This window comes from Bacillus sp. AY2-1 (genome assembly GCF_008368965.1).
Taxonomy (GTDB): domain Bacteria; phylum Bacillota; class Bacilli; order Bacillales; family Bacillaceae_G; genus Bacillus_A; species Bacillus_A thuringiensis_S.
Genome location: NZ_QPEL01000099.1, coordinates 39,086 through 49,235 on the forward strand (window position 1 = coordinate 39,086; position 10,150 = coordinate 49,235).

Below are 10,150 nucleotides of genomic sequence, written 5' to 3' on the forward strand. Positions count from 1 at the left end.
GTATCTTCATTTATGATAAAAATCAATCATAGTGAGGAGAAACAAAATGAATACGATGACTTTTGAAAAGTTACAATATAACGAATTAAAGGATATAGTGAAATCTTATTGTGTAAGTGGATTAGGTAAGGAATTATTAAACAAATTAGAGCCGAGTACGAGTCTAAAAGTAGTGAGAAATCGCTTGAATGAAACGACAGAAGCACGAGCTATATTAGATGCAGAGGGGCATGTTCCTTTCTTCGGCATTTCTAATATTGCTAGTACAATTCAAAAATTAGAAAAAGGGATGATTTTAGATCCAGAAGAATTAGTAAGTGTTTCAGACTTTTTACGTGGATGTAGAAAGATTAAAAAGTTTATGTTAGATAAAGAATTTTTTGCACCAGTATTAGCTTCTTATGCAAATTCAATGACTGAATATAAAAGTATTGAAGAGGAAATTAACTTTTCAATTAAAGGAAATAGTATTGATGTAGCTGCAAGTAAAGAGTTAAAGCGAATTCGAAATAATATTGATTCTGTAGATGGGAAAATAAAAGAACGTTTAATGAAATTTTTAAATAGTAGTGCAAATAAGAAATTCATTCAGGAATTCTTTATTAGTAAAAAGGATGACCGTTATACGATTCCAATTAAATCTTCCTATAAAAATCAAGTTGCTGGAAGTATTATTGAAGCCTCGGCAAAAGGCTCTACTGTATTTATAGAACCGCATACGGTTACGAAATTGAATGCAGAATTAGCAGGTTTGAAAGCAGAAGAAGCGGTTGAAGAGTATCAGATTTTAGCGACGTTATCAGGAATGGTGTTAGAAAACATTTATAGTATAAAGATTAACATGGAGCTAATTAGTCAGTATGATATGGTATTTGCGAAGGCAAAGTTTAGTAAATCGATTGATGGAATAGAGCCGAAGTTAAATGATCATGGCTACATTCATTTAGTGAATTGTAAGCATCCGCTTTTAACAGGGCAAGTTGTACCGTTACATTTTAAAATTGGTCAAGAGTATCGTAGTTTAATTATTACAGGGCCGAATGCGGGCGGAAAGACAATTGTGTTAAAAACGATTGGATTGTTAACATTAGCTACAATGTCAGGCCTTCATATTGCAGGAGATAGAGGTACAGAAATCGCTATTTTCGAAAATGTATTCGTAGATATTGGTGATAATCAAAGTATTGAAAATGCATTAAGTACATTTTCGTCTCATATGAAAAATCTTTCTGAGATTATGAGGATGTCAAATAATAATACGTTGCTATTATTTGATGAAATTGGGAGCGGTACAGAACCGAATGAAGGTGCAGCACTTGCAATTTCTATTTTAGAAGAATTGTACCTTGCGGGATGTATTACCGTTGCGAGTACGCATTACGGAGAAATTAAACGATTCTCAGAAATGCACGATGACTTTATGAATGCAGCGATGCAATTTAATAGTGAAACGTTAGAGCCGCTTTATAAATTAGTTATCGGAAAATCAGGGGAAAGTAATGCACTTTGGATTGCGAATAAAATGAGCGTAAAAGAACATGTACTGAAAAGAGCGAAAGAGTACATGGGAAATAAAGAGTACGCTTTAGAAAAAGTGAATGAAAGTAAAATTAGAAAACCGAAATTTGTACAAGAAAAAAGAGAATCTCATTATGAGTACAAAATCGGCGATCGTGTGAATTTATTGGATTATGATGATTTTGGTATCATCTATAAGGAAAAAGATAATTTTTATAACGTTGTTGTATATTATAACGGTGAATTCGTTGAAGTAAATGTAAAACGTATTACTTTAGAAGTAGCAGCGAAGGAGTTATATCCAGAAGGATACGATTTAAATACACTATTTGTTGATTATAAAGAAAGAAAAATGCAACACGATATTGAGCGCGGATCGAAAAAAGCACTGCGTAAAATTCAAAAAGAAATAAGAAAGAATAGAGGATAAGTTAAAATGGTAACGATTAGACAAGAACAAAAAAATGATTATAGAAAAACAGAAGAAGTCGTAAAAGAAGCATTTTTACTTGAAGAATTTAGTGATAAAACAGAACATGAACTTGTAAAACGTATTAGAGAATGTGACGCGTTTGTTCCGGAGTTATCAATTGTTGCGGTAGATGAAGATATAGTTGGTCACATTATGTTATCGAAAATTACAATAGAACAAGATGGAACTTCTGTAGAATCGTTAGCACTTGCGCCAGTTTCAGTTGCTAGGGGCCATCAGAAGAAAGGAATTGGCGGAAAACTGATCACGGCTGCTTTAGAAAAAGCGAAAGAACTTGGATACGGATCAGTTGTAGTATTAGGACATCCAGAGTACTACCCGAAATTTGGTTTTAAGAAAGCAAGTGAGTGGAATGTAAAAGCACCGTTTGAAGTGCCTGAAGAAGTGTTTATGGCGATGGAGCTAAGAGAGAACGCTCTCCAAGGTGTAGAAGGAGTTGTTCAGTATTCGAGTGCTTTTGCTGAGTAGGAGTAACGGTTAAGAAATGTAATCATAAAAGATGCTATCTTTTTGTATGGATATACAGAAAGATAGCTTTTTTTATTAAGCGGATCTACTGACGTATATTTTGCTCAATGAATAATTGAGGTGGTAAAATTGAGATAGAAACGTAAAGGGAGAGAATAGAATGAATAAGCGAGAAACAGATAGCAATGAGAATGCAGTTACGTTATATGTTACAAGACACGGTAAAACAATATTAAATACGAATCATCGCGCGCAAGGTTGGGCTGATTCTCCATTAGTAGAAAAAGGTGTTGAAGTTGCCACAAATTTAGGAACAGGATTAAAAGATATTCATTTTATGAATGCGTATAGTAGTGATAGTGGCCGAGCGATTGAAACTGCTAATTTAGTATTAAAATATAGTGAGCAATCAAAATTAAAACTTGAGCAAAGAAAAGATTTGCGAGAATTAAATTTCGGTATTTTTGAAGGTGAAAAACTTGAGAATATGTGGGATGTGGTTGGAAAAGCTGCAGGCGTTCCATCACCAGAAGAACTTATGAAGTTTTCTATTCAAGAAGTGATTAATCTTATTAGAGTAGCAGATCCTACAAAACAGGCGGAAGATTGGGAATTATTTTCTACTCGTATAAAAGCTGAGATAGATAAAATTAGTGAAGAAGCTGCTGGAAATGGTGGCGGTAACGTTTTAGTTGTCGTTCATGGGCTTTTGATTACTACCTTAATAGAAATGTTAGACAGTAGCAAAACAAAACTTGGGGTGGAAAATGCTAGTGTGACGAAGATTGTATACCAAGATGGAACATATACAGTCGAGTCGGTTGGAGATATGAGTTATGTTGCAAAAGGGAAAGAAAGTGTGGAAATATAATTAAATCTCCAAGAGATATAAGAAAAGGAAGGTAGAGAAATCTAGCTTCCTTTTCTTATTGGAACGATTATGGAATTAATAAAATCTTCCCTGTACTTTTTCTGCTCTCTAATAATTTATGTGCAAGAGCACCATCTTGTAAGGAGAATGTAGTAGGGCACTCAATGTTTAATTTGCCAGTTGCGATCCAATCGAATAATTGAGTAGATCGTTTTTTACGTTCTTCATAAGTGGTAAGAACGTTCCAAAGGTCTCCGCCAGTTAAAGTTTTTGAAGTATCCATAAGCATACGTGGATCAACTGGCGCAGGATTACCACCAGCCATTCCGTAAAATACGACAGTACCGCCAATTTTAGTAGCGTTAAAACTGTCCTCTAATGTAGAACCTACTGATTCATATACAACATTTACTCCAGTTCCATTAGTCATTTCAAGTACTTTCGTATGCCATTCTTCGTTATATAAAAATACGTGATCGGCACCAGCTAATGTAGCTATCTTTGCTTTCTCTTTTGATGACGTTAAACCAATTACTTTTCCGCCATATAGTTTAATCATTTGAACAAGAAGTTGACCGACGCCACCAGCTGCAGCGTGTACTAAAGCTATATCACTTTGTTTTAGTTGATAGCTATCTTGCGTTAAATAATGTGCAGTTAATCCTTGTAATAAGACAGAAGCGGCTGTTTCAAAAGAAATAGAATCTGGTAGTGGGATTACTTTTTCAGATGGAACGGCAACTAGTTCTGCATTTGCAAATGGGACGTCCGCAAATGCAATACGGTCTCCTAGGTTGATAGTAGTAACGTCAGCTCCTACTTTTTCAACAATTCCAGCTCCTTCATAACCTAATACATAAGGCGGATTGCCAGCAAGATGATAATCGCCGCGGCGTCTATAAATATCAGCGAAGTTTAATCCGATTGCTTTCGTGCGGACTAGAATTTTATTTGGATTTATGATTGGATCATGTATTTCTTTATATTGTAGTACATCTGGATTTCCAAACTGTTCGAAACAAAGTGCTTTCATATGGAATCCCTCCATTTGTATTGTTTGCCGATGCTCTTTATCATACAATACAAATATCAATAGGCAAAGAGGATTATTTTGATGAAATCAATCGGAAATATCGATTGAAAAGAGGGATGATAAATGGAGATAAAACAATTAATTACATTTAAAGTAGCAGCAGACACTTTGAATTTTACACAAACTGCAAAGAAATTAAATTTTGCCCAATCAAGCGTAACGGCACAAATTAAAACGTTAGAAGCTGAGCTTGGTACACCGTTATTTGAAAGATTAGGAAAACGCCTTTTCTTAACTGAAGCAGGAAGAAAGTTTCAACTATATGCGGACAAGATAATCGCACTTAGTAAAGAAGCAAAGACGGCCGTGAAAGATGATGAGGAAATAGCAGGTACGTTAATAATTGGTGCACAAGAAAGTCAATGTACATACAGACTGCCTTCTATATTAAAGAGGTTTAAAGCACAATTTCCTCAAATAAAACTTATATTTAAACCAGCACATTCCAATAAAGATGCAAAGGAACAATTGATGGAGGGGAAAGTAGATCTTGCATTTATTTTGGACGAATGTAAAACAGAAGATGTTTTACATGTGGAACCACTTATGAAAGAAGAATTAAAAGTAGTAGCTGCTCCTACGCATCGTTTACTTGAACAACCTTCAGTTTCTATAAAAGATTTAGAGAGTGAAACACTTCTACTAACAGAATTAGGCTGCTCGTATCGGACTTTATTTGAAGAACTATTTCGTATAGAAGATGTGTATCCAGCAAATAAAATTGAGTTCGTTAGTGTCGAGGCAATTAAACAATGTGTTATTGCAGATTTAGGTATAGCTGTTCTACCAGCGATAGTAGTAGAAAAAGATATAAGAGAAGGGACAATAAAAGAGTTACATTTAGAAAATGCAATTTCATCGATTTATACACAAATTGCTTGGCATAAAGATAAATGGATGACAGCACCACTGCAGCAATTTATTGATGTAACAAGGGAGTTTTTTACAACGGATTAAGTGGAGAAATATTTATTTTATATAAAAGAAAAAATGGCAATTTTGTATAAAGAACCGATGCTTGAATATAACAAGTATCGGTTCTTTTATGTTTTAAATATAGAATGCTATAAAATGTGTATTTCTCAACTTTTTTCTTACAAGGATAAGTAAAATTCTTCGTATATTCCAATAATCATCAGGGAATTTACAACGTTTATTCGTTTCTGTAAGATGCCTCTAGGAAGAGTGAAAGGAGGGCTTACATAGCAGTATAGCTTGTCTTTAGTATACGTACTTATTGTGAGGGGGAATTTAAAATGTTTAAAAAGTTAATGAAAGTATGTGTGTTAAGTGCGGCAAGTATAGGTGTATTATTTAGTTTTCAAGGAAGTACATTTGCAGCTACTGATTTAAGTAGTTATTATGACGGGAAAAATCCAGCAACAACGAAAGTATACGGGGGAAGTACAACATGTGATGCAGATGGATTTAATGCAAAGTCTACAGCAGTTTATGAAGGTAGTAAAAAAGTGGGGACAGTGTATTTACGTTACAGTAATAAATGTCATGCAGCATGGGCTAAGTTTGTGTTAGATCAACCAGCACCAGCTGTTTCGGGAGGAGTGTATGCGTACGCTGTTGTAAATAAATACAAAAATGATGTATTCCAAAAATCAGTTACTTCTAATCAGGGGAACGGCACAATAAAAACAGGTCAAACGAGCACTTATACAGGAATGGTATTTGATTTAACTGCTGATTTCGGATACACAGCAGATGCTGAAGCAGTTACGTTTAATAACGGTTACGGGAAAACAGCACGTTACTAATAAAGGAGTGAAATTATATGAAACTTTTAAAAAAGACGAGTGCATGTTTATTGCTATCTTTACTCGTTGTAACTAGTATGTTTAGCATGATTAATAGCGATAAAGCATATGCAGAAGATCATTCATATGATGGGAAAAGTCCTTATTATAATAGTTGTGATCAATCCGCAGTAACGAAAGAGAAGAAATGGATAGATTCAAATTCTTATGTAGAATTAAAATTTAGCACGACGTGTAAGACGGCTTGGGCGAAAGTTACTGTAACTCGTCCAGCAGTTTATAATAACGAAGCTGATGCAAGGGTTGTTAGAAAAACAGATGGAAAGGCATATACTTGCGGAAGTGCTGGAGGAAATGGTGTTGTAAATAAAGGACAAACATCATGCTATACGCCAATGGTATATGACTTGGATCCAAGAAAAGCGCAAGCACAGGGGAAACATGCCATTCCGAATAGCGATGCTTATAATTATGCGGAGACTATTTGGTATTGATGAGGATATGGAGATTGTAAGGTAGAGTATTTTAAGAGCATGTTTAGATTGGATTTCAAAACATGCTCGATTTGTATTCATTCTAATTTTTTCGGTAATCATAAACCATTGAATTAACTAAGGTCAGTATCAGGAGGAGTATATCCAAGGTACCTAGCCATCGATACAATTTGTCCTTTATGATGAAACTCATGAGTCTCCGTATGAGTTAAAAGCCATAGCGGAGTTGTGCTCCAAGGTTCTTTTTGCCACTTTACTTCATTTGCTATATTTTCGAGCCAACGGTCATTGTATTCATCTAAAAAACGTTGTACAGTCTCATCTACTAACTTAAATCTAGCACGGACTTTTTCCACATCTGCATGCTCAATTTCGTAATCGCTAGCAAATGAAAAATCTGCTCTTTTTTGCTTGAATGCGAATGATCCAAGCCAGTATCGGTAGCAATCGGCTACATGAATATGAGTCTTTATAATGCTACCGCTTCCGAAATTAGGAACTGTGCTATGTAATGTTTCTACGGGGATTTCTTCCAAAAACGAAAATAGAGTTTCTCTTGTAGAGCTAATAAGATTATATTGTTGTTTTAAAATATGTAACATGCAAGTACACTCCTCTTTTATTTACATAGTAAGTAATTCTATATTTACGAGGAGTGAACCTTTTTATTATTTTTAATAAGCATATTAGATGTATTTCTTATTTGTTTCTGATAGATTAAACAAGGTGAAACGTTAATAAGTTGAACATTCTTAGTTCATAATAAATTGCACATGAAGAAGGGAAACGATCAAATGAATAGACTAGTGGGTTTAAAACAATTTGAAATAACGCGCGGGGCGTTACTTAAATTTATGGAAACGTTAGATGATAAAACTGCGGATACGCAGCCAGAGGGTTTTAACAATACAATTCGTTGGCATATCGGTCACGTGTTAACAGCAGCAGAAGTTTTCATGTTTGGAAAAGAATTCAAACAATTACCAACTGAATATCCAGGTATGTTTGGGTATGGATCACGACCATCTAAATGGAAAACAGAAGGACCATCGTTAGAAGTATTAACGGCTCAATTAAAAGAACAAGCAAAACGTATTAACGAAATTCCAGCAGAAGCATTTGAAAATAAACTGCCAGAGCCATTCCTAGGATTGGAAACAGTAGGGGAGCTTTACGGTATGATGCTTTATCATGAAGCTGATCATATTGGGCAAATGAAAGCGATGGAACGTATTATTAAAGCTCTTTAGTCTTAATTGCATATAACAAGCAATACAGTTGTAATGTTAAATAATATATACAAAAAAGGTAGATAAATTATTATCTACCTTTTTTGTATAACTTCTTGAAGGATTAGGGATTATCATCGTGGTGCTGATGAAGAAGGATTAGAGAATTTTATAATTTTTTAGGTTGTGATTATTAATTGTAGTATTCCTAAATATGGAATATAAGTATAATGATAGAGAAGAACTAGAAATAGGGGTGAATACTATGATTACATTAGAGCAAAAGTTAGAGCAATATAAACATACATATGTACAGTTAAAGGGAGAACTAAAATGGAAAACGAGTGATTCTCGAACAGGAATGATGATTGCTGCTATGTATGCAGGTAGTGATAAATTGTTTAATCTCGAACGTTTTTTAGAAGTTAGTAGTTATATTAAGAATCAGGTAGGGATGTTTTCATACTTAAAGTCTTATCATCGTTTTGTAGTGGCCGCAACATTAGATATTCACTTTACAGATTACAAGAAAGCTTTTCGGACGTTTTTAGATTTATATGAACAATTGGTCACTAGTGGCTTTAGCCGGAGTATATTTACTTATCTCGCAGCAGCTGTGCTTTTAACAGAAGAAAATGAACAGCATGGCGCGCACATTCAGCGTTCGATGCAAGTATATAAACGCATGAAAAAGGATCACCTCTTTCTTACAAGTACAAATGATTATCCGCTCGCGGTTTTATTAGCAGGACAATCAGAGAATGTAGAAACACTTATGGATCGTGTAGAACGTCTGTATCAGAAACTAGCGAAAGCTGGTTTGCGTAAAGGGAATGATCTTCAGTTTTTAAGTCATATTCTTTCACTAAAGAAGGATGTCCGTGAAGAAATGTTAGTTGCAACATGTACAAACATATGGAATTTGTTAAAACAAGAAAAGGTAAAAGTGAAACAGATGCATTATCCAGCAATCGGGCTACTAGCGTTACTTGAAGATGGAGAAAAAGAGATTTATGCTATTAAAGCGTTGATTGAAAAACTGCAGGGGGAGAAATTATTCCGTTGGCATGCAGATGCGAATATTCTTATTGCTATTCAACTGTTCGTAAGTCAGAAAGGTGAGGAAAGTAAAGCTACCAACACAGGTTTACAAACTATGATAGAAGTCCTCATACAAGCACAACAAGCAGCTATGATGGCAACGATTGCCGCTTCATCTGCAGCAACATCTTCTGCTAGTAGTAGCTCATAATATGTAACTACTTTAATAAGGAAGGTAAAAAAGCCCATCACTTTCTAATGAGTGATGGGCTAAATATTTTTACATAATCAGCATTATTTTTTCGACTCTTTCAAATGTTTGAGTTGTGTAACAATCATAATGCTAATAACAACGAGTAAAAACCATGAACTAATTTTGCTTAAGTGAACGAGATTCCACGCTTCCCGTTGATTTGGATATTGCCATGCTCCGAAAAATGTTGCGATGTTCTCTGCAATCCAAATAAAGAACCCAATAAGGAAAAAGGAGAGAACGAGTGGCATTTTATATGTAACGCCTCGTAATGAAAATTCTACAAATGTCCGAAAGAAAACGATGAATAAAAGTACAGTTAATACCCATCTAAAGTCATATAGAAAATGATGTGTGAAAAAATTAAAGTAAATCATAGCGCCTAGCGGTATAGCAAAAATAGCCCTCGGCCAATGGTACATTTGTAAATGTAATCTTCTCCACGCTTGGCATATGTAACTGGCAACACTTGCATACATAAAGCCACTGTAAAGTGGAACTCCAAAAACTTTTGAATATGCCTCTTCTGGATAACTCCATGAACCGAAATGTACTTTATATATTTCTAGTAAAAGCCCGATAAGGTGAAAAACAGTAATTACTTTTAGTTCATCTTTCGTCTCAAGTCCAGTCTTATACATAATCCACTGCATAAGAAGACATACGATGAGTATGAAATCATAGCGGTATAACCCTGGGATGGAAATGATTTTTGATAGGGCTAGTGTTAAGAAAATAACGACTGGGAATAAACAGGATAATGCTTGCTCGTAAGTGAAATGTAATAGTTGTTTTATATAGAACATTGTATCTCCTTTTTGTTAGAAAAATCAAAATAATGACTAAGTATACTACAATTTAAAAAATAAACCAGCAGTCTATTTTGCATGTATTTGTAAGTTTTAGAAAGGAATTGTAATA

11 protein-coding genes are annotated in these 10,150 nt (G+C 34.6%); 8 read left to right on the plus strand and 3 right to left on the minus strand.

Annotation, left to right across the window (positions count from 1 at the left end; all coding sequences use genetic code 11):
• Window positions 1-46: 46 nt before the first annotated feature.
• The 3 genes from DN403_RS22040 (at window position 47) to DN403_RS22050 (ending at window position 3,350) form a co-directional block, all read left to right on the plus strand.
• Window positions 47-1,948 (plus strand): endonuclease MutS2, encoded by a 1,902-nt coding sequence (locus tag DN403_RS22040; protein ID WP_001095201.1) that lies wholly within the window; start codon window positions 47-49, stop codon window positions 1,946-1,948.
• A 6-nt stretch (window positions 1,949-1,954) separates the two neighbouring features.
• Window positions 1,955-2,479 (plus strand): GNAT family N-acetyltransferase, encoded by a 525-nt coding sequence (locus DN403_RS22045; RefSeq protein ID WP_000256473.1) that lies wholly within the window; start codon window positions 1,955-1,957, stop codon window positions 2,477-2,479.
• Between the two features lie 160 nt (window positions 2,480-2,639).
• The gene (locus DN403_RS22050) at window positions 2,640-3,350 is read left to right on the plus strand and encodes a histidine phosphatase family protein (RefSeq protein ID WP_001042048.1); all 711 of its coding nucleotides are present in this window, start codon (window positions 2,640-2,642) and stop codon (window positions 3,348-3,350) included.
• Between the two features lie 67 nt (window positions 3,351-3,417).
• Here the strand turns inward: DN403_RS22050 and DN403_RS22055 are convergent, their stop codons facing one another.
• Window positions 3,418-4,383 carry a quinone oxidoreductase family protein gene (locus DN403_RS22055; RefSeq protein ID WP_000645238.1) on the minus strand — a complete coding sequence of 322 codons (966 nt, stop codon included), beginning with the start codon at window positions 4,381-4,383 and terminating at the stop codon, window positions 3,418-3,420.
• 123 nt (window positions 4,384-4,506) lie between these two features.
• Between DN403_RS22055 and DN403_RS22060 the strand changes: the two genes are divergently transcribed.
• The 3 genes from DN403_RS22060 (at window position 4,507) to DN403_RS22070 (ending at window position 6,706) form a co-directional block, all read left to right on the plus strand.
• The gene (locus tag DN403_RS22060; protein WP_000403873.1) at window positions 4,507-5,400 is read left to right on the plus strand and encodes a LysR family transcriptional regulator; all 894 of its coding nucleotides are present in this window, start codon (window positions 4,507-4,509) and stop codon (window positions 5,398-5,400) included.
• 299 nt (window positions 5,401-5,699) lie between these two features.
• The gene (locus DN403_RS22065) at window positions 5,700-6,212 is read left to right on the plus strand and encodes a YjfA family protein (RefSeq protein WP_000473731.1); all 513 of its coding nucleotides are present in this window, start codon (window positions 5,700-5,702) and stop codon (window positions 6,210-6,212) included.
• Between the two features lie 17 nt (window positions 6,213-6,229).
• Entirely contained in the window at window positions 6,230-6,706 is a 477-nt protein-coding gene (locus tag DN403_RS22070; RefSeq protein ID WP_000771160.1) for a DUF2690 domain-containing protein, read from the plus strand.
• Window positions 6,707-6,819: 113 nt separating this feature from the next.
• Here DN403_RS22070 and DN403_RS22075 read toward each other — a convergent pair whose 3' ends face one another.
• A complete protein-coding gene (locus DN403_RS22075; RefSeq protein WP_000902413.1) occupies window positions 6,820-7,308 on the minus strand; it encodes a DinB family protein in 489 nt (162 codons plus the stop codon).
• Between the two features lie 171 nt (window positions 7,309-7,479).
• On the opposite strand from DN403_RS22075, the gene DN403_RS22080 reads away from it, so the two are divergent.
• On the plus strand, window positions 7,480-7,956 hold the full coding sequence (locus tag DN403_RS22080; protein ID WP_003279300.1) for a DinB family protein: 477 nt from the start codon (window positions 7,480-7,482) through the stop codon (window positions 7,954-7,956).
• Window positions 7,957-8,149: 193 nt separating this feature from the next.
• The gene (locus DN403_RS22085) at window positions 8,150-9,187 is read left to right on the plus strand and encodes a DUF4003 domain-containing protein (RefSeq protein WP_002082417.1); all 1,038 of its coding nucleotides are present in this window, start codon (window positions 8,150-8,152) and stop codon (window positions 9,185-9,187) included.
• 83 nt (window positions 9,188-9,270) lie between these two features.
• Here the strand turns inward: DN403_RS22085 and DN403_RS22090 are convergent, their stop codons facing one another.
• Complete coding sequence (locus DN403_RS22090) at window positions 9,271-10,035, minus strand: DUF817 domain-containing protein (protein WP_000499382.1); 765 nt, start codon at window positions 10,033-10,035, stop codon at window positions 9,271-9,273.
• Window positions 10,036-10,150 lie beyond the last annotated feature (115 nt).

Coding starts and splice junctions, on each gene's coding strand:
- DN403_RS22085 (WP_002082417.1), top strand. CDS start 8,150: ATGGAATATAAGTATAATGATAGAGAAGAACTAGAAATAGGGGTGAAT.
- DN403_RS22060 (WP_000403873.1), top strand. CDS start 4,507: ATGGAGATAAAACAATTAATTACATTTAAAGTAGCAGCAGACACTTTG.
- DN403_RS22090 (WP_000499382.1), bottom strand. CDS start 10,035: ATGTTCTATATAAAACAACTATTACATTTCACTTACGAGCAAGCATTA.
- DN403_RS22065 (WP_000473731.1), top strand. CDS start 5,700: ATGTTTAAAAAGTTAATGAAAGTATGTGTGTTAAGTGCGGCAAGTATA.
- DN403_RS22070 (WP_000771160.1), top strand. CDS start 6,230: ATGAAACTTTTAAAAAAGACGAGTGCATGTTTATTGCTATCTTTACTC.
- DN403_RS22075 (WP_000902413.1), bottom strand. CDS start 7,308: ATGTTACATATTTTAAAACAACAATATAATCTTATTAGCTCTACAAGA.
- DN403_RS22045 (WP_000256473.1), top strand. CDS start 1,955: ATGGTAACGATTAGACAAGAACAAAAAAATGATTATAGAAAAACAGAA.
- DN403_RS22040 (WP_001095201.1), top strand. CDS start 47: ATGAATACGATGACTTTTGAAAAGTTACAATATAACGAATTAAAGGAT.
- DN403_RS22055 (WP_000645238.1), bottom strand. CDS start 4,383: ATGAAAGCACTTTGTTTCGAACAGTTTGGAAATCCAGATGTACTACAA.
- DN403_RS22080 (WP_003279300.1), top strand. CDS start 7,480: ATGAAGAAGGGAAACGATCAAATGAATAGACTAGTGGGTTTAAAACAA.
- DN403_RS22050 (WP_001042048.1), top strand. CDS start 2,640: ATGAATAAGCGAGAAACAGATAGCAATGAGAATGCAGTTACGTTATAT.